At 34.8% G+C, this 19,017-nt stretch carries 20 protein-coding genes; 16 read left to right on the top strand and 4 right to left on the bottom strand.

Features of this window, described 5'->3' with window-relative positions; genetic code table 11:
- Positions 1-96 precede the first annotated feature (96 nt).
- From ACFQ39_RS09340 to ACFQ39_RS09305, 8 genes are all read left to right on the top strand, one after another.
- A complete protein-coding gene (locus ACFQ39_RS09340) occupies positions 97-2,334 on the top strand; it encodes a molybdopterin-containing oxidoreductase family protein (protein ID WP_377178355.1) in 2,238 nt (745 codons plus the stop codon).
- On the top strand, positions 2,331-2,867 hold the full coding sequence (locus ACFQ39_RS09335; protein ID WP_377178353.1) for a 4Fe-4S dicluster domain-containing protein: 537 nt from the start codon (positions 2,331-2,333) through the stop codon (positions 2,865-2,867). Before ACFQ39_RS09340 ends, ACFQ39_RS09335 begins: the two co-directional genes overlap by 4 nt.
- Before the next feature lie 8 nt (positions 2,868-2,875).
- Positions 2,876-3,817, top strand: coding sequence for an NrfD/PsrC family molybdoenzyme membrane anchor subunit (gene nrfD, locus ACFQ39_RS09330; RefSeq protein ID WP_377178351.1), 942 nt, complete (start codon positions 2,876-2,878; stop codon positions 3,815-3,817).
- Positions 3,818-3,821: 4 nt separating this feature from the next.
- A complete protein-coding gene (locus tag ACFQ39_RS09325) occupies positions 3,822-4,352 on the top strand; it encodes a YeeE/YedE thiosulfate transporter family protein (protein WP_377178349.1) in 531 nt (176 codons plus the stop codon).
- 11 nt (positions 4,353-4,363) lie between these two features.
- On the top strand, positions 4,364-4,954 hold the full coding sequence (locus ACFQ39_RS09320; RefSeq protein ID WP_377178347.1) for a YeeE/YedE thiosulfate transporter family protein: 591 nt from the start codon (positions 4,364-4,366) through the stop codon (positions 4,952-4,954).
- Positions 4,955-4,966: 12 nt separating this feature from the next.
- A complete protein-coding gene (locus ACFQ39_RS09315) occupies positions 4,967-5,632 on the top strand; it encodes a rhodanese-like domain-containing protein (RefSeq protein WP_377178345.1) in 666 nt (221 codons plus the stop codon).
- Between the two features lie 38 nt (positions 5,633-5,670).
- Positions 5,671-6,300 (top strand): rhodanese-like domain-containing protein, encoded by a 630-nt coding sequence (locus ACFQ39_RS09310; RefSeq protein WP_377178343.1) that lies wholly within the window; start codon positions 5,671-5,673, stop codon positions 6,298-6,300.
- 64 nt (positions 6,301-6,364) lie between these two features.
- A complete protein-coding gene (locus ACFQ39_RS09305; protein WP_377178341.1) occupies positions 6,365-8,164 on the top strand; it encodes a M61 family metallopeptidase in 1,800 nt (599 codons plus the stop codon).
- Positions 8,165-8,227: 63 nt separating this feature from the next.
- Here ACFQ39_RS09305 and ACFQ39_RS09300 read toward each other — a convergent pair whose 3' ends face one another.
- The 3 genes from ACFQ39_RS09300 to ACFQ39_RS09290 all read right to left on the bottom strand — a co-directional run bounded on the left by ACFQ39_RS09300 (position 8,228) and on the right by ACFQ39_RS09290 (position 9,850).
- Positions 8,228-8,803: a YceI family protein gene (locus ACFQ39_RS09300; RefSeq protein WP_377178339.1), complete on the bottom strand. Its 576-nt coding sequence runs from the start codon at positions 8,801-8,803 to the stop codon at positions 8,228-8,230.
- Positions 8,804-8,815: 12 nt separating this feature from the next.
- Positions 8,816-9,172 (bottom strand): hypothetical protein, encoded by a 357-nt coding sequence (locus tag ACFQ39_RS09295; RefSeq protein ID WP_377178337.1) that lies wholly within the window; start codon positions 9,170-9,172, stop codon positions 8,816-8,818.
- Between the two features lie 90 nt (positions 9,173-9,262).
- Positions 9,263-9,850, bottom strand: coding sequence for a Crp/Fnr family transcriptional regulator (locus ACFQ39_RS09290; RefSeq protein ID WP_377178335.1), 588 nt, complete (start codon positions 9,848-9,850; stop codon positions 9,263-9,265).
- A 372-nt stretch (positions 9,851-10,222) separates the two neighbouring features.
- Between ACFQ39_RS09290 and ACFQ39_RS09285 the strand changes: the two genes are divergently transcribed.
- The 4 genes from ACFQ39_RS09285 (at position 10,223) to ACFQ39_RS09270 (ending at position 14,068) form a co-directional block, all read left to right on the top strand.
- Entirely contained in the window at positions 10,223-11,227 is a 1,005-nt protein-coding gene (locus ACFQ39_RS09285; protein ID WP_377178333.1) for a rhodanese-like domain-containing protein, read from the top strand.
- Positions 11,228-11,260: 33 nt separating this feature from the next.
- Positions 11,261-12,259 (top strand): rhodanese-like domain-containing protein, encoded by a 999-nt coding sequence (locus tag ACFQ39_RS09280; RefSeq protein WP_377178331.1) that lies wholly within the window; start codon positions 11,261-11,263, stop codon positions 12,257-12,259.
- A 6-nt stretch (positions 12,260-12,265) separates the two neighbouring features.
- Complete coding sequence (locus tag ACFQ39_RS09275; RefSeq protein WP_377178329.1) at positions 12,266-13,303, top strand: porin; 1,038 nt, start codon at positions 12,266-12,268, stop codon at positions 13,301-13,303.
- Positions 13,304-13,411: 108 nt separating this feature from the next.
- On the top strand, positions 13,412-14,068 hold the full coding sequence (locus tag ACFQ39_RS09270; protein WP_377178327.1) for a Crp/Fnr family transcriptional regulator: 657 nt from the start codon (positions 13,412-13,414) through the stop codon (positions 14,066-14,068).
- Here the strand turns inward: ACFQ39_RS09270 and ligA are convergent.
- Positions 14,065-16,065: an NAD-dependent DNA ligase LigA gene (gene ligA / locus ACFQ39_RS09265; protein WP_377178325.1), complete on the bottom strand. Its 2,001-nt coding sequence runs from the start codon at positions 16,063-16,065 to the stop codon at positions 14,065-14,067. The genes ACFQ39_RS09270 and ligA overlap by 4 nt on opposite strands.
- Positions 16,066-16,203: 138 nt before the next feature.
- Here ligA and sqr point away from each other — a divergent pair, with 138 nt between their 5' ends.
- From sqr to ACFQ39_RS09245, 4 genes are read left to right on the top strand one after another with little or no spacing between them, the layout of a single operon-like run.
- A complete protein-coding gene (sqr, locus tag ACFQ39_RS09260; protein WP_377178323.1) occupies positions 16,204-17,436 on the top strand; it encodes a type III sulfide quinone reductase, selenoprotein subtype in 1,233 nt (410 codons plus the stop codon).
- Positions 17,437-17,454: 18 nt separating this feature from the next.
- Positions 17,455-18,120 (top strand): DUF1641 domain-containing protein, encoded by a 666-nt coding sequence (locus ACFQ39_RS09255; RefSeq protein ID WP_377178321.1) that lies wholly within the window; start codon positions 17,455-17,457, stop codon positions 18,118-18,120.
- Between the two features lie 30 nt (positions 18,121-18,150).
- A complete protein-coding gene (locus ACFQ39_RS09250; RefSeq protein ID WP_377178319.1) occupies positions 18,151-18,462 on the top strand; it encodes a TusE/DsrC/DsvC family sulfur relay protein in 312 nt (103 codons plus the stop codon).
- A gap of 24 nt (positions 18,463-18,486) precedes the next feature.
- Positions 18,487-18,990, top strand: coding sequence for a DsrE/DsrF/DrsH-like family protein (locus ACFQ39_RS09245; protein WP_377178317.1), 504 nt, complete (start codon positions 18,487-18,489; stop codon positions 18,988-18,990).
- Positions 18,991-19,017 lie beyond the last annotated feature (27 nt).

Here is a 19,017-nt window from a genome sequence, read left to right as displayed (position 1 = left end):
ATGATTTAAATCAGGATTCCATTGAAATGACCAGTCTAACTTTGTCCGTAAATATGTCTAAAATTAAAAATTTCATTTCATAAAAATTCGAAAAATATGCGCAGTTCAAGAAGGTCTTTTATAAAAATATCGGCGTTTACTGCTGGCGGACTCGCTTTATATAATCCTCTTCAAACGATCGGATCATCTTTAACCCAAAATAATGTTTTGGCGAATTCAGCAAAAAAGTTAAATCGCACTGCAACCTATTGTGAAGTTTGTTTTTGGAAGTGTGCCGCTTGGGCTTATACCGATGAAGATAACCAGATTATAAAACTAATCGGGAATTCAGAAGATCCACATTGTTATGGTCGACTATGCCCAAGAGGAACTGGTGGGGTTGGCATGTATGCAGACGAGGACAGACTTAAAACCCCTTTGATTAGAACCAAAATAGAGGGAGAAGATGTTTTCCGTGAAGCGACTTGGGACGAAGCGCTCAACTTGATTGCAGAAAAAATGACTACAATCAAAGAGCAATATGGCCCCGAGAGTTTTGCCCTACTTAAGCACGGATCCCCTGGAAGTCATTTTGAACATTTATTCAGATCCTATGGTTCTGATACAGTTGGCGAACCAGCCTATGCGCAATGTCGCGGACCAAGGGAAACTGGGTTTGGACTCACTTTTGGCTCTTGGGTTGGCTCTCCTGAACCAACTGATATTAGAGATACAAAATGCCTCGTTCTGATTGGATCTCATATTGGTGAAAACATGCATAATTCTCAGGTCCAGGAAATGTCGGATTGTATTGACAATGGTGCTACCATTATTACAGTAGACCCCCGATTTTCGACGGCAGCCAGCAAATCACAACATTGGCTTGCCATAAAACCAGCAACAGACATTGCATTATTGCTCGCTTGGATGAATGTTTTAATCTATGAAAATTTGTACGATACAGCATATGTTGATCTTTATGGAAAAGGGTTTGAAGAACTAAAGGAACATGTCCAATCTTTTACTCCCGAATGGGCCTATGGAATTACAACCATTAAACCCGAGGAAATTAGAAAAACCGCCAGAATTATGGCAGCGGCAGCTCCTTCAGTTATTGTTCACCCAGGCAGGCATGTCACTTGGTATGGTGATGACTCTCAAAGAGCTAGAGCCGTGGCTATTTTAAACGGACTTTTAGGTTCTTGGGGAAGAAGAGGTGGTTTTTATTTCAAAGAATCAATTAAAGTTCCTACTTATCCTCATCCTGAGTTTCCAGAACCAAAATGGAGTTGGAAAGAAATTGGCGAGAAATATCCATTTGCTCAAATGGGTATTACGAATGAATTAATTAGAGCAACCATTCCTTCTGAAGAAAATAAGCATCAAATTAAAGCTTGGCTGGTAGCAGGAACAAATTTAACCTCCACAATTCCTCAAAAAGAATTGCTAGAAAAAGCGATGGAAAGCTTAGACTTCATGGTTGTTGTAGACACAATGCCCATGGAAATAACAGGATTTGCCGATGTTGTTTTACCTGAATGCACCTATTTGGAAAGATATGATGGTATAAGGTCTGCAACAAACAGAGAACCATCAATTGCCTTAAGAGCTCCTGCAGCTCCACCGAAATACGAATCAAAACCTGCTTGGTGGATTGCAAAAGAAATAGGAGAAAGACTTGGGCTGTATGACTATTTTAAATACAACGATTTTGAGGAAGTAATTGCTTGGCAGCTAGAACAAATGGGAACTTCTTTGGATGAAATGAAAAAAATAGGTGTAAAAATGTTCCCAAGAAAATCAGGTTCACTTTATCTAAAAGAAGGTCAATCTTATGAATTTGGCACTCCAAGTGGTAAAATAGAATTCTTTTCAGATGCCTTATTAGCCAAAGGATTTGACCCAATGCCGGTCTACAAAACACATAGTGAACCGAATCAAGGATTTTACCGATTAAATTACGGAAGATCTCCAATGCATACTTTTAGCAGAACCATCAACAATCCAAATTTAAATGATCTAAAAGATGAAAATAAATTGTGGGTTAATCCAAAAGTGGCAAAAATTGAAGGTTTGAGAACCAATCAAGAAGTTTGGCTAGAAAATCAAGATGGAATTATCTCAACTTTCTCAATTAAAGTGAGAGTAACCGAAAGAATTCGTTGGGATTCTGTCTATATGTATCATGGCTTCGGACACAACAATAAGAAACTTTCAAGAGCTTTCGGTAAGGGAATCAGTGATACAGAGTTAATTACAAAAGTTTCGATAGATCCACTTATGGGTGGAACTGGAATGAGAGGAAATTTTGTAAAAATATTAAAAGAAAATCCACGTAAAGAAGCTGTTTTATGAGATATGCAATGGTTATAGACACATTAAAATGTGTTGGTTGTAGTGATTGTGTTGTTGCCTGTCAAACAGAAAACAATGTTCCAATTGGTTATTGTAGAGATTGGATTACTGAAACAGTAAACGGTGCCTATCCTCAAGTAGAACTAGAGTTAAAATCTGAGCGATGTAACCATTGCGAGAACGCACCATGCGTAAGATGTTGCCCAACAGGTGCAAGTCATATGGTAGAGGGAGGAATTGTTTTGGTAACACCCAATGAATGCATTGGTTGCGGCGCATGTATAGAATCTTGCCCTTATGACGCTAGATTCCAACATCCTGATGGATATGTTGATAAATGTACATTCTGCCATCATCGATTAAAGAAAGGAGAACAACCTGCGTGTGTTGAAGTATGCCCAACAAAATGCATGTATTTTGGAGATTTAGATGACCCTACAAGTCATGTGTCTAAACTTTTAGAGACCCGAAAATATAAAGTATTGGCTCCGGAAGCCGGTACAAAACCTCATGTTTATTATCTAATTAAATAAAGTATCCCATGCAAGAAGAAATTTTCATCAGCGGTAGAGATATTCCCAAAATAGATCCAAATTTAGAAATCTGGCATTTTCCAATATCACTCTACTTATTTTTAGGAGGCCTTGCTGCCGGAATCATATTTTTCGCTGCATTATTTACCTTATTAAATAAAGACAAAGAGTATCCGGCTGTAGTAAAATATGCCATGCTTATCCCGCCCGTAGCTTTAACAGTTGGTTTAATTGCACTTTTTTACGATTTAACGCACAAATTATATGTTTGGCAATTGTATACAACAGTTCGAATAGAATCTCCAATGTCATGGGGGGCGTGGGTTTTACTGATCATTACCCCTCTTACTTTTTTATGGGTTTTCAGTTATTTGACGGAGTTCTTTCCCAATTTAAACTGGAAATGGAATTGGGTTGAAAAATTTGATCAATTTGTGAAAAACAATCGACGAAACATTGCGATTGTTCTATTACCTCTATCTATTATTTTAGGTATTTATACCGGAATTTTACTTTCAGCATTTAACGCTAGACCCCTTTGGAATAACGCAATTTTAGGCCCGCTGTTCCTAACTTCCGGATTATCTACAGGAGCCGCAGCAATCTTGTTAATGTCTAAATCACATACAGAAAAAGCACTCTTTAGTAAAATTGATTTGGCTCTTATTACTATAGAAATATTCCTAATCATCCATATGATTATGGGTATGTATGCCGGTTCAGCTGTTCAACTCGAGGCCCTTGAAATTTTGATGAATGGTGAATTTACAGTAATGTTTTTTGTTTTTGTGATATTCCTTGGATTATTAGTGCCAGCCATTTTAGAGACTATCGAAGTACTTGGACATAAAGTACCTGTTGTTGTACCTGCTGTTTTGGTTTTAATCGGTGGTCTAATCTTCAGAATGGTAATGGTTGAAGCTGGTCAATTAACTCGTTATTTATACTAATAAAATGAAAAAAGAAGATCAATTTAAGTCGAGAATTTATTGGAATCCGTATTTCGGAGGTTTCCTATTGGGGCTTCTGATTATATTCACTTTTTATATCACAGGAAGAGGTTTGGGTGCAAGTGGTGCTTTGAAAAGCGTTGTCGTAACGGCAACAGATACTTTTGCACCAGAACATGCACATAGCAATGCTTATTATTCCCAATTTTTGGATGATGAAGATTCTCCAATGAATAACTGGTTAGTTTACGAAGCCCTTGGAATGCTATTGGGCGCATTTATTTCCGGGGCCATAGCAGGCAGATTAAAATTGAAGGTAGAACATTCTCCAAAAATAACTAGCAAAAGACGATTGCTATTTGCGCTTATTGGAGGTACCCTGTTTGGATTAGGTGCACAGATCGCCAGAGGCTGTACAAGTGGAGCGGCTTTAAGTGGCATAAGCGTTTTATCTACAGGTGGTTTTATTACCATGCTTTCCATTTTTGGTACGGGCTTTTTAGCGGCATATTTCTTTAAAAAAAATTGGATATAAAAATTTAAACTATGGGACCATTAATTCCTAACGGACTAATTCCAACAGAATGGAATTTTGTAATCGCAATACTCATCGGATTTGCTTTTGGCTATATATTAGAAGCTTCAGGATTTTCTTCATCTCGAAAATTAGTCGGAGTTTTTTACGGATATGATTTTGCTGTATTAAAAGTGTTTTTTACTGCCGCTGCTGTAGCCGTCATTGGATTGTATTATATGGATTATTTGAATTGGTTAGATGTTTCACAACTATATGTTCAGCCAACCTATGTTTGGGCCGCTATCATCGGTGGAATTATTATGGGTACGGGATTTGTATCTGGAGGCTATTGCCCGGGGACAAGTATCACAGGAGTAGCGATAGGAAAAATTGATGCTATTGTTTTTACCATTGGTCTGATGATCGGAATTTTTGGATTTTCTGAGTTTTATGAAACCTTAGAACCTCTATTCGCACGAACCTATTTAGGCGATCCAACCCTTACGGAATCACTAGGAATATCACCTAATATGATCATACTAGTTTTTTCAATTATTGCTGTTATTGCCTTTTATATCTCAGATAAGGTTCGCGCAAAAGTTAAAAAGGTTATTTATTAAAAAGTTTAAGAAATGTCTACAGATTATAAATTTAAAAAATTCCTAACAAGAAGATATCAACTATTGGCCGGAGTGTTGGTGTTATTAGCAGCGGGACTCGTTCTATTGCCAGAACATCCAAAAAATGAAGGAATATCTCCAGAACTATTTGTAAATAATGTACTTAGTGATGAACGATTTATTTCAAGCGATGAATTGGTAGATCGGATCATCAACAAAGACCCCTCTATGATTCTCGTAGATGTTCGTACAGATAGTGAATTTAAAAAATTCACTTTACCTGGTTCGGTTAACATACCCCTCGAAAGTTTTTTGAATGAAGAATATGCCTCTTATTTTGATCAAAACATTTACGATATTATTCTTTTTTCTAATGATAATTTTATGGCCAACGAAGCTTGGTTGTTAGGTAATAGAATGGGATTTAATAATTTATACGTTTTAAAAGGTGGTCTAAACGATTGGTTTGAAACAATTTTTAATCCAACCATGCCACCTGAAACTGCCAGTAAAGAAGCTTTTGATCTTTATGACTTTAGAAAAGCCGCAGCCTTGTATTTTGGGATTGGTGGATATGAAAAAGAAATAAAACCAGTGGTAAAGAAAATTTCCCAGACACCAAAAAAAGTAAGCCCGGCTCCGAAAAAGAAAAAAGCAGTACCCGAAGGCGGTTGTTAAGCCTCAAGAAAAAATTGTTCCGATAAAAATATTTAAAAATGAAAGAGCTAGAAAAAACAAAGAGAATCTCAATTTCAGCAGTAATTTTTCTTTTAGTTTTAGTTATTGCCCTCCTTACCTATAAAAAGCCAAAATATACCTTCCTAAAAAGTTCTCACGAAACTTTACAAGAAATGGTACAAAAAAATTACCTGTTGGATCAACAAGATTTAGTGAAAGACACGGCTGGATATGCGCTTATAGATACCAGAGACTTATATGAATTCAATAAAAGTCATCTACTAAACGCTGAAAATATTCCTTTAAAAGATGTTTTTGAAGATAGTTCTTTAGATTACTTTGAAATGTTAAATAGACAACAAAAAACAGCTGTCTTATACGGCAGTAATCCTTCTGAAGTTGTTTCAATATGGATGACTTTGTATCAAATGGGTTACGAAAATGTAAGTGTATTATCCATTTCTGCTACTAATGAACGAAACAATCTACTGGTTAAAGATTATACATTAGAAAAAGCTAACGTAGATTACAGAAAAACCTTAGATTCTTTACGCTCGCTAAAAACAAAAATAGAAACAGTAAAACCAAAAACTGAAAAGAAACCTGCACCAAAAAAAGTTGTTCCGGCTCCAAAAAAGAAAAAAGCGGTTCCAGAGGGTGGCTGCTAGATCAAATTGTAATATTATTTTTCTCTGGTGATATTTTTCTACTTTTGGATTTAAAATCCAATCTATGAAAATATCACCTTTCCTATTTCTATTCTTTCTATCTTTTATTTCTTTTTCTCAAAACCAAACGCGTACTAAATATCAAATTTCATTTGAAAATGCCAAACATCATGAAGCGCATATACAAATAGAATTTGACCAAATCACAGATTCTATTTTTGAATTAAGAATGAGCAGAACGTCTCCGGGAAGATATGCTATACATGAATTTGCAAAAAATGTTTATGATGTGTTTGCCTTCAATGAAAATGGCGACACTTTAAAAATTGTAAGACCCAACCCGCATCAATGGAATATTTTAAATCCTTCTAAAAAAATACTTGTTCATTATAAGCTTTTTGCAGATAGAGCCGATGGCACTTTTAGTCAGATAAACGAAGGCCATGCCCATCTTAATATTCCTGCTACTTTTATGTTTGCCCCGAAAAGAATGAGTGAACCCCTAAAGGTCGATATAGTGCCACGAGTTGATCTGAAATGGCAAATTGCCACACAGCTAAAGCCAATTGCTGAAAATTTATTTTTCGCTCCAAATGTGCAGTACTTTATGGATAGCCCTATCGAGCTCAGCAATTTTACTAAAAGAAGTTTTGAAATAGATTCAAACGGCAAAGATTACACAATCAACTTTATCCTACATCACAACGGAACAGAAATTGAAACAGATACATATTTTGAACAGGTCAAAAAAATTGTAGCGCAGGAAATGCTTGTCTTTGGTGAATTACCCAACTTTGATTTTAATGAATATTATTTTTTGGCTTGTTATTTGCCTTACGTCTCTGGTGACGGCATGGAACACAGAAATTCAACTATCTTGACAGATATTGAAAGTCTGAGCGAAGGTGGAATGAAAAATAATATTGGCACTGTAGCTCATGAGTTTTTTCATTCTTGGAATGTAGAAAGAATTAGACCTAGATCATTGGAGCCTTTTGATTTTACCGATGCAAATATGAGCGGCGAATTGTGGTTTGCAGAAGGATTTACTACATACTACACAAATTTGATTTTATGCAGAGCAGGAATTATTACTGACAAACAATATGTTGAGGGATTGGCAAGAACATTTAATTATGTTTGGAATTCTCCCGGTACAGATTTTTTTAATCCAATCGAAATGAGTTATCAAGCATCATTTGTTGACGCTGCTACTTTTTTGGATCCTACTAGTAGGCACAACACCTTTATTTCTTATTATTCTTATGGCAGTGTATTAGGATTAGCCTTAGATCTCTCGCTACGAGAAACATTTAAAGAAAAAAATTTAGATGGATTTATGGCTTTGACCTATCAAAAATATGGTAAAAAAGAAATCCCATATACAATTACTGATTTAGAAGAAACTTTATGTGAATATACAAATGAGGATTTTGGCAAATCATTTTTCAAGCATTTTATTTATGACTCCAAAATGCCAGATTATAAGACCTTATTCCGATCTGTTGGAGTAAATTTAAGTCAAGATAACTCAGAAAAAATATTTTTGGGTGCAGATCTTGAATGGAAAAACGGTAAACTAATTCTATCTTCTTATCCTGTAAAAAACAGCCCATTCTATAATGCCGGGCTTACAAATGGAGATATTTTAATTTCAATAAATAGAAAGGATGTTTTCAAGGATTTTTTTGATAAGTATCAATTCAAACCTCAAGATAAATTAAACATTGTTTTCAAACGTTATGGAGTTCGAAAAGAAACTGAGATTATAACCGCCTCTGATCCAAGTTATACAACGAAATTATCAGATTCAAGCAACGAAAAAATACTAAAAAACAGAAAAGATTGGTTAGGTGCCAAATAAAAAAGTCACGTAAAATTTACGTGACTTTTCAATCAAAGGATATTTATGAAAAACTAAAGTGTTTTAGAATTCAAGATCTACAACTAAATCAAATTCGTCGTAAATTACTTTATCTTTTAAATCATCGAAAAAACTGGCAGATCCATATTTTACATTGTATGCAGATCTATCTATTTTAACGGTGGCATTTGCCTTACTTCCGTAAATTGCCATATCAAAAGTTACAGATTTAGTAATACCTTTTACAGTAAGATCTCCGGTAACCTCATATGAATTTTTTCCAACTGGCTTCACCTTAGTAAACACTAATGTTGCTGTAGGAAATTTTTCTACTCCAAAAAAGTCATCAGATTTTAAGTGTCCTTCTAGCTTACCTTTATATTCTCCTTCTAAGTCTTCACTTGTAATGGATGTTAAATCGGCAACAAACTCACCTCCTACTAAAGCATCGTTGTCAAAAACTAAATTTCCAGATTTAATGTCAACAGATCCATAGTGAGATCCAGTCATTTTATATCCTTTCCAGGTAATCTTACTTTTATCTGTCTTGACAGTTTTTACCTCTTTTTCTATGCCGGTAAAAGATAGCATTCCAACAGCCAAAAAGGCTATCATCACGTTTAAAGCTAATTTTCTCATTTTAATCGTTATTTAAGGGTTATAATATAATTTTTCTTTAATAATTTTTCCTTCTTTCCATTCTTGAACCGCTACATATGTTTCCCTTCTATCTCCGTCAGTTTTGTGTTTAAAATCATATAACCATTCAACCATGGTTATACCTTCACCAATAGAAACTTTGAGAGGTTGGGCCGAACGCCATTCTGATATTCCGTCAAGGAAATGTTCCTTATTTTTTCTGTTTTCTGTTTTACCTTGAATGGCAAAATCTTGAGTGAACTGGATGTGCACTTCATCGTGGTAATATGCATCAAAAGCTTCTAAAACTTTACCCTGAATAATTAAATCATTCAAGTCTCCTATTTTTTCAATTAATGTCGAATACATTTTTTCCATTTCTGATGGTACAAAGATGCAACAGAAGATAGATTTTTAACGATGAAGTAGTTTATAAAAGAATATTAAACTAGTTTAACATTATTGCTCTAGAATAAGCTGACTCTTAATTTTACTAAGAAATTCTTTGGTAATACCTAGGTAGGAAGCAATCATGTATTGTGGAATACGACTGTCAATTTCCGGATAGAGGCTTTTAAAAGCCAAATATCTTTCCTTTGCAGTCAGACTAAAATTTCTAATAATTCTTTTTTGAGCCGCTACAAGGGCTTTCTCTAAAAGAATTCTAAAAAAGACATTTAATTTTGGCACTTCTTGATAAAGAAGTTGAAGATTTTCATAAGTAAATTGTATGACTTCAGTTGGTTCCATACACTGAATATGATAGTCTGCCGGATTTCGCGAAACAAAACTACCTAAGTCTGATGTCCACCAGTTTTCTATTGAAAACATGATGATATGCTCTTGCCCCTCTTCGTCAATAACGAATGTCTTGGTACACCCTGAAATAATAAAATTTGTAGTATTACAAAAGTCACCCTGTTGCACGATATACTGACCTTTCAAGTATTTTCTCAATACAGTGCGCCTATCTATCAGAGATATTTCATCTTCTGTTAAATCAATTGTACTTCGAAAACTTTTTAATAATGGTTCTATATGTAACATCGCCTATTTATGTATCAGCGAAAATAATAAAAACTCAGTCTACTGAACAACGAAACTAGAAGAATTAAGCGGAATTTTTTACCTCTAATCGCAAAGTTTTTTTCTTGTAAAATCAATAAAATGGTAAAATAAACTGCCTTACTTAATCTTTAATTGTGATAAAAAATTACCCCACACTTAAAACCTTGTAAGTCTGTAGGTTATAAATTTTTTACTCTGTTACAAAAGTTACATTTAACTGTTAAAATGGATACTGAATAGAATAAAAACATATTAGACAAACTTGATAAATGTCATAAAAATCAATCTTTTCTGCTTTTACTTTTACGTCAATATTTAATCTCAAATTATTGTTTATTAAACAGTTATAACATGAAAAATCTATTTTTATACACAGTTTTATTCTTTTTACCCCTGGCGATTTTGACATCTAGTTTTACAGGTAAAAACGAAACACCACTCCCACAGGATTTTAGTGATAATTTCGAAACTGAACAACTCATTCAGTATTTAGAATCAAACGGAAACTTTATTAATTCTACAGCTTCTGGAGCAATTATTTCTGCTGATGAGGTTAAAAAGAACTTGAAAAATGAAAAATATCATTTGATTGATATTAGAACAGACACTTGGTTTGCATATGGACATATCAAAGGTGCAAATAATGTTTTGGCACCAGATCTACTGGATTATTTTCAAAATAAAATCAATCCTAGTGATTTTGATAAAGTAATTCTTATTTGTTATTCTGGTCAATCAGCTGCCTTTTACACTTCTTATTTAAGATTGGCAGGATATGGCAATGTTTATTCTATGAAATGGGGTATGAGCTCTTGGAGACAAGATTTTGCCGAGAACTCATGGCTAAAAAATATTTCAGATGACCATGTAAGTGATTTGGAAACTACAGCAAATAATAAACCAGCCAAAGGCTCCTTGCCTATTATTTCAACAGGAAAAAGTAGTCCTGAAGAAATTCTAAAAGAACGTCTTCAAGTTGCTTTTGAAAAACCATATAAAGATTTCGCAGTTACTGCTGCAGATGTATTTGCAAATCCGCAACAGTATTTCATTTTGAACTATAGCTCAGCAAAGAATTACGAATTGGGTCATATCAAAGGTGCAGTCCAATACGAACCTTTCGGCTCTTTATCAACTGCAACAGAATTAACAACCTTACCAACGGATAAAAAAATTGTAGTCTATGATGAGAACGGTCAAACTGCAGCAGCTGTTGCTGCATACCTAAATATCATCGGATACGACGCAGCAAATTTAGCCTATGGCAGCAATGGTTTTATGAACAAAGAAATGAGCAAAAAAGGTTTAGACGCCTTTACTGCTAAAGAAATAAACATGTTCCCAGTGGTAGAATAAAATTTGAATTAGAAAACTTAAAAACTCAGTATTATGAAAAAAGTATTTTATATTGTTTATTTATTGCTCTTCGTCCCAGCACTATTGTTACAGTCTTGTGACAGAGGAGATGATCCGGGGGAAGAAATAGCAACACCTGCATTTAGTTTGATGAAAGATTATATGGTTTCCAATAACTTGGATATTGATAAAATTCTTACTAGTCCTAGTGGGGCCAAATTTGTTGCTCCTCCTCCAGCTGATGCAGACCTAGCTTCCTTTTTAGTTAAATATTATATGATGGACATCAGATCGGCTGCAGATTTTGCTAAGGGTCATATTGAAGGGGCTAAAAATGTTGCTTTTGGCAATATTCTTACAGAAGCAGCTAATTCTAACGGAAAACCCATTTTAATGATTTGTTATACCGGACAAACTGCTTGTTATGGAACTGCCCTACTTAGATTATATGGTTATAGTGAAGCTCAAGCTTTGAAATGGGGAATGTCTGGATGGAATTCTACAACCGCCGGATCTTGGAATAATAACATAGGAAATGAGGCCAACGGCCATGCAAACTGGTCATACAGTGCTGCACCAGCTAATCAAGTTTATAAAGACCCTATCATCAATAGTTTTTCACAAGATGGTGCTGCTATTTTAAAAGCTCGTGTTGAACAAGTTGTAAGTGAAGGATTTAAAACAGTAAAGGGTACTGATGTATTAAATTCACCCAGTAACTATTTTATCAACAATTATTTTAGTGATGCAGATTATAGCGCATTCGGTCATATTGCCGACGCTAATAAAATATTACCGTGGGTTCTCGCGGATAATTCCTATTTAGCCTTTGATCCTGATACGAATGCAAAAATTGCCACCTATTGTTATACCGGTCAAACATCGGCTGTTCTCACTGCTTGTATGAGAGTCCTTGGTTATGATGCATATAGTTTGACTTTCGGAATGAATGGTTTGTACAATAGCAATTCGGCATGGACATCTAATAAGTGGTCAGAATCAGTTCCCAAAAACTTACCATTAGTAAACTAAATAGCTATGAAAAAAATAATTTTAGTAATAATTGTAATGTTTACATTACAAATGGGAGTCTCGTATGCCCAAGGTTGTGATGCCGATATGCCAGGAGCCACAAGTGATTCTACGAATGCTGCCATTAAAATATTTGGATATATTCAACCTGAATACGACTACACTTTTTCAGATCCCTCTGTAAATACTTTCACATTCAGACGTGCTCGAATTGGTGTAAGAGGAAAAGTTCTAAACGATTTTTCATACTACATGATGATTGAAGCAAGTCCGTTTATTGGAGGGGAAGGAAAAGCATATCTTATGGATGCATTTGTAGCATGGGAAAAATATAACTGGGCCAGAATTGCGATGGGCTCTTACAAGCAACCTTTCAGTTTGGAATTATATACTCCTTGTTTTGCCTTGACTACCATTGATCGATCTATCGTTGTCGATCAATTGGTAGCCCCCCAACGTGATTACGGAATCATGCTTTTGGGTGGTAATCAATATAACAGACTCAATTATTGGGTTGCCGTCATGAATGGTAGGGGTTTATTGGTAAAAGATAACAATGCAAAAAAAGATATCATTACAAGAGTTACCTATAAGCCATTTCAATTTATGCAAATTGGAGGTAGCTTTAGATACGGATATCCAAATAATGATGATGACACAAGAACTACCTATGGTGGTGAAGTGCTTTTTAATTTCGGAAACTGGCATATTCAAGGCGAATATATTTATGACGAAGGAGAATACAACCGAGCTGCAGGAGGTGGTTGTGGTTCTGAACCGGTAGAACTAGGAGAAGAAAGAGATGGTGCTTATGGAATGATTTGGTATGATCTTAAAGGAGGTTTTCAACCAGTGTTTAAATATGAATTCTTTGATCCTAGCCATGAAGTAAAGGAAATCGGTTACCAAGAAAGAATGACAATTGGTCTAAACTATTTCTTTAATGATTACATCAGAGTTCAATTGAACTATCAAGCAAATATCGAAACTTACATCAACCAAGACAACGACAGATTCTTAGCACAAATTCAAGTTAAGTTTTAAATCATTTTTCATTTGAATTAGTAGTTAGATTAATTGGAAAAAACTCTCTATGCTTTTTTTAGAGAGTTTTTTTAGTTTTCACTACATTTACCCTAAAATACGAGTAAAATGACTACACAAGAATTGATGATTAGAGAAAAATTAGATGAATATTTTACTGGAATTTTCGAAAAAGAATTAATTGATGAAATTGTTCAGGTAGGCTTTGCTGATAAATTCAAAAGTGGTGATATAATGGTTGATATTGGGGAAAAAATGACTCATATCCCGCTAATTTTATCAGGTGCCGTAAAGATCATCAGGCAAGAGAAAAAAGGAGAGGAATTGGTTGTATACCATCTAGAAAAAGGAGACACCTGTGCCATTTCATTTATTAATTGCATCAATAGGAAGGAAAGTATTTTTAGAGGCGAAGTAGAAATGGATACTGAGGCAATTTTCTTACCTGTTGATAAAATTGATGATTGGTTGGCTAATTATAAGTCATGGAGGAATTATATCATAGACAGCTATCATTTTAGACTTTTGGAATTGGTAGAATCTATAGATGGTCTCGCCTTCATGAATATGACTGAGCGGATTTACAAATACCTTTATGATTTATCCAAAATTAAACGAAATGAGGAGCTCGAAATTACCCATCAAGAACTTGCAAACGACTTAAACACCTCCCGCGTTGTGGTAACAAGAATTATCAAACAATTACACGATAATGGAAAAATTTATTCTACAAGAAATAAAATTCGAGTTTTAGAAGAATCTTAATTCTCTTGTACCATTTTAATATAATCCTGTTCAGAAATTATAGGTACCCCAAGAGAATTGGCTTTTTCAAATTTCGCAGGCCCCATATTGGCTCCAGCAACAACATAATTTGTTTTTTTAGAAATAGAACTTCCAACTTTTCCACCGTTTGCTTCAATAGATTGTTTGAGCTCTTCTCTCGAAAAAATCTCAAACACACCAGAAACAACAAAAATTTTATCCTTTAATTTTTCAGATATCTTTTCCTCTTCTTCAATTTCAAATTGAAGACCGTATTCTATTAATCTACCAACGAGTGAACGATTGTATGTGTTATTAAAAAAATCAATAATACTCGCTGCAATTCTTTCTCCTATTTCGTCTACCCCTATTAAATCTTCGTAGGATGCCGTCATAAGATGATCAATATTTTTAAAGTGCTGAGCCAATTTCTTGGCAACTGTTTCTCCCACATATCTTATTCCCAAAGCAAAGAGAACTTTTTCAAATGGAACATTTTTAGAGGCCTCTATTCCTTTAATCATATTTTCTGCAGATTTCTGAGCCATCCTTTCCAACGGAATAATTTGCGCCACGTTTAAATCATATAAATCCGCATAATTTTCGATTAAACCTTCTCTATATAACAATTCGACTGTTTCGACACCCAATCCATCAATATCCATTGCTTTTCTACTAATAAAGTGAATAATCTTACCCGTAATTTGTGTAGGACATCCAAAATCATTAGGACAATAATGCTTAGCATCCCCCTCATTTCTTACCAGTTCTGTATTGCAATCCGGACAATGGGTAATATAAGTTGTCGCCACAGAATTATTTGGTCTTAAACTCAATTCCACACCAACAATCTTAGGGATTATTTCTCCTCCTTTTTCTACATAAACAGCGTCTCCAACACGTACATCTAATTTTTCTATCTGATCGGCATTGTGTAAAGAAGCTCGTTTTACGGTGGTTCCCGCAAGTTCCACAGGTTCTAAGTTAGCCACGGGTGTAATCGCTCCCGTCCTACCAACTTGATAAGTAATTTTGTTCAAAACAGTTAGGGCCTGCTCTGCTTTAAACTTATAGGCCAATGCCCACCTTGGCGATTTTGAAGTAAACCCTAATTCATCCTGAAACCTCAATTCGTTTACTTTAATCACAATCCCATCGGTTTCATACGGTAAGGTATGTCTGTTTTTATCCCAATAATTGATGAAATCTATAATATCATTTACGTTTTCACAAACTTTTATTGTTTTAGGGATTTTAAAACCAATCTTTGAAGCGAATTGCAGCGCCTCCTGATGCGTAGAAAACGGCATTCTCTCTGACACGACCTGATAGAGCAAACAGTCTAAAGGTCTTGCGGCCACCTCACTGCTATCCTGCAATTTTAGACTACCACTAGCCGTATTCCTAGGATTTCTGTATGGATCCTCTCCGGCACCAATTCTTTCCCTATTCATTTTTTCAAATCCCTCAAGGGGAAGTATAACTTCTCCTCTAATTTCAAATTCGGGTAAATCTTGAGCATCAACAATTAGTGGAATAGATTTGATCGTTTTGATATTCGCTGTGACTTCATCTCCCTGAATTCCATCTCCTCTTGTAGTCGCCGACAACAATTTTCCATTTGCATATAAAAGATTGATTGAAGCGCCATCGTACTTTAATTCACATGTGTAACTGATCTCATCTTCTCCAAGAATTTTATGATTTCTCTTTTCCCAATCTATAATGTCTTCTTTCGAATACGAATTATCCAAAGAATACATCGGAAATTTATGCTTTCTAGCTTCAAAAACTTTCGTAACCTCCCCGCCCACTCTTTTCGAGGGTGAATTAGGGTCATCATACGCTGGATTTTCTTTTTCTAGACGCAAAAGTTCTTGAAGTAATTTGTCAAATTCATAATCACTTATAATAGGCTCATCTAGAACATAGTAGTTATGATTATGTTCCCTAATTAGCTCCCTTAATTCAAGGATTCTTTGTAAAATATTATTCATAAATAAATTCTAAATGTAACTTAAGTTACTGAAAATAGACACTTTACACACAATAACATGATTAATATCACCTTCTATAGATAATCGGTGTCCTAACTTTGTCCATATCTAATAACGCATAAAAATAGTAAATTAATCATGAAAAAATTAGTCATATTAGGAGCGGGAACAGCGGGAACGATGATGCTCAACAAACTATATAAAGTGCTAGACAGGGAAGAATGGGAATTGACCATTGTCGACCAATATAAAACACATTATTATCAACCAGGTTTTTTATTCATTCCATTTGGTATTTATAAAAAGGATGATGTAATTAAACCTAAAAGCAATTTTTTTCCTCCAGGCACCAATGTGATCTTTTCACCCATCGATAGAATTGTTGCTAAAGAAAACAAAGTCTTATTAGAAGGAGGCAAAGTTTTAAACTACGATTATTTAATTGTGGCTACAGGAACCGAAACAAGACCAAGTGAAACCGAAGGGTTAAAAGACAAATTATGGTATAAAGATATTTTTGATTTCTATACGATAGAAGGTGCACTAGAATTACACAAACGATTTAAAGACTGGGAAGGTGGTGATTTAGTGATGTGTATTCCCGAATTACCATATAAATGCCCTGTAGCTCCGTTAGAATTTGTATTTCTTGCAGATGATTACTTTACTAAGAAAGGAATAAGAGACAAAGTAAATATTAAGTATGTCACTTTAATGTCTGGAGCATTTACAAAGCCCGTTGCTTCAAAAATGCTAGGGGAATTATTGGCAGAAAAGAATATTGAAGTAATACCTGATTTTTATTTAAGTAGTGTAGATAACGATGAGAAAAAGATTGTTTCTTATGACGAACGAGAAATCCCGTTTGATATTCTCACCATTGTACCCGTAAACATGGGATCCGATATGATAGAAAGAAGTGGTTTAGGTGATGATATGAATTACATTCCTACAAACAAACACACCCTACAATCAGATGCTTTCGAAAACATTTTTGTAATTGGAGATGCAGCTAATATTCCAACGTCAAAAGCTGGTTCTGTTGCGCATTTTGCCGCAGAAATACTTACTGAAAATCTATTATCTGCCATAGAAGGAAGACCCTTAGATGCGAAATTCGACGGACATGCCAATTGTTATATTGAAACAGGACAGGGAAAAGGTGCATTAATTGATTTCAATTACGAAACAGAGCCCCTTCCTGGAACATTCCCACTTCCGGGGATAGGTCCTTTTGGATTGTTGAAAAACACAAAAATTAATCATTACGGAAAAGTAATGTTTAGATGGATTTATTGGCATATTCTATTAAAAGGTAGAGAATTACCGATTGAAGCAGATATGTCTATGGCAGGAAAATACAGAGTTTAATTTTTAAAAGTGCATATCATGCAAGAAGAAATTCTAAATAAAAGAATAGACGCGCTAGATAGAAAGTTAGACTTGCTTCTCGCCCATGTCCAGGAACAAAAACTAAATACTGAAATGGTAAGTGATTTGGTAAGTGATTTTCAAATTATCGGAAAAGATGCTTATGATTCTACTGTAGCAGAATTAGACAAAAGACAGATCGAGTTACACCCAAATGAAATGACAGATTTGGCTGTTACTTTTCTAAGAAATATCGGCAATATCCGAAAAGTAATGGAAATGTTAGAAATGGGTATGGACTTTGCCAATGACATAGGCCCAATCGCCAATGAGACCATCATTGATTTTACCAAAAAAATGTCAGAATTCGAGCAAAAGGGATATTTCGAGTTTGCCAAAGAAATAATACCTATCGCCGACAATATTGTCAAAGGATTTAAACCGGAAGATGTAAGAGAACTGGCAAACAGTATTGTTTCTATTTTAACTACATTAAAACAAATGACTCAACCGGATGTTTTAAATACCATGAACAATGCCGTAAAAGTTTTCAATAGCATTGAAACAGAGAATGTACCCTCCTATTCATTATGGAAATTTATGAGAGAAATGAATAGTCCGGAAATGAGAAAATCATTGGGAGTTGCTGTAACATTCCTCAAAAATTTATCAAAAACAAGTTAATTATATATCGAACAACTAAAATTTTATATTATGCCAGTAAAAACAATCGCAGGAAAACAAGTAAATGTTTCTGATGATGGATATCTAGAAGATATGAACCAGTGGAACGAAGAAATTGCAAAAGAAATTGCAAAAGAAGTTGGGATAGAATTAAGTCCAAAGCATTTTGAGGTATTAAACTATTTAAGAGAAAAGCAATCTGCCGGAGAAGCTTTGACTATAAGAAAAGTTGGAAAATCAGGTATTGTCGACATCAAAGAGTTATATGTCCTATTTCCAAAAGGTCCATTAAAATTCTCATCCCAAATCGCAGGAATTCCAAAACCAACAAGTTGTGTTTAATTCACAAATTTAAACCAAATAATTATGGAGAAAACAGAGAAAAAACCTTTAGAAAAGGTATGCATAATCTGCGCCAAGGGTAGCTTAGAAGATGTTTATGCCACATTGGTTATGGCAAATGGTGCTGTAATGGAAGGAATCGAAACTAATGTATTCTTTACTTTTTTCGGATTGGACGGAATTACAAAGGAAAGAATGAATCATTTGCACACCGCGACAACTGGAAACCCTGCAATGAGAATGCCCGGAGGAATTCCATTTCCAACTATGTTAGGTGGATTACCCGGAGTTGAAACAGCAGTTTCAAGTATGATGAGAAAACAAATGGAGGAATTAGATATGCCTCCAGTAGATGAGTTTTTAGAAATGATTACTGCAGGTGGGGGTATGATTTACGCGTGTAAATTAGCCGTTGACATGTTCAAGTTAGAAATGAAAGATTTATCTGATGAAGTTTCTGATATCATCACCATTGGTCAATTTTATGAATTGTGCGATGGAGACCGAACACAAATCATTTTCACTTAAAAACATTTAGAAATAAAAAAAGGCTGT

The sequence above is a fragment of the Namhaeicola litoreus genome (assembly GCF_042679565.1).
Taxonomy (GTDB): Bacteria; Bacteroidota; Bacteroidia; order Flavobacteriales; family Flavobacteriaceae; genus Namhaeicola; species Namhaeicola litoreus.
Note: the sequence above shows the minus strand (reverse complement) of the source record. Positions and strands in the feature narration are given on the sequence as shown.